A 489-nucleotide genomic window follows, 5' to 3' on the forward strand; every position below is an offset into this window, starting at 1 on the left:
GATCACGCAGTTGTCACCGATGCTGACGTGCGCGCGCACCGGATAACCGGTGACGAACCAGCGCATGCTGACGTGCGTGTCCTTGCCGATCGCCACCTTGAGCACGCGGGTCAGATAGAACCGGCGAACACATTCGATCGGACAGTGGGCAACGACATTGTTGCCGAGGTAGTACTTCAGCCCCATAAGCACATAGAAGAAACGCTGGCGAAGAAGCCATTGCTTCAGGCGACTCATCGTGCAAGCTCCTTCTTAAAGGACATCAGCGAATCCACACTTGGTGCGACGGAACCAGACCATTCCCAGCAGGCAGACCACAGACGCGGCAGCAAACTGCCCCGCCAGCTGCCACCAGTCCGGCAGCTGACCGAACACCGCGACGGCACGGGCCTGCTCGATGATCGTCGTAAGCGGATTGGCCAGGAAGAGCGGGCGGATGTACTCGGGAATCTTGGTGACCGGGAAGAACACTGGCGAAATGAACAGCAG

1 protein-coding gene and 1 pseudogene are annotated in these 489 nt (G+C 59.1%); both read right to left on the reverse strand.

The window, feature by feature from the left end:
• Positions 1-237 (reverse strand): annotated as a pseudogene (locus VG556_RS22385) (acyltransferase); the annotation flags it as partial.
• A gap of 15 nt (positions 238-252) precedes the next feature.
• Positions 253-489: ABC transporter permease (locus VG556_RS22390; protein ID WP_423180054.1), on the reverse strand; the 237-nt coding region annotated here is incomplete at its 5' end.

The organism is Stenotrophomonas sp. CASM106, from assembly GCF_049384825.1.
GTDB lineage: Bacteria > Pseudomonadota > Gammaproteobacteria > Xanthomonadales > Xanthomonadaceae > Stenotrophomonas > Stenotrophomonas muris.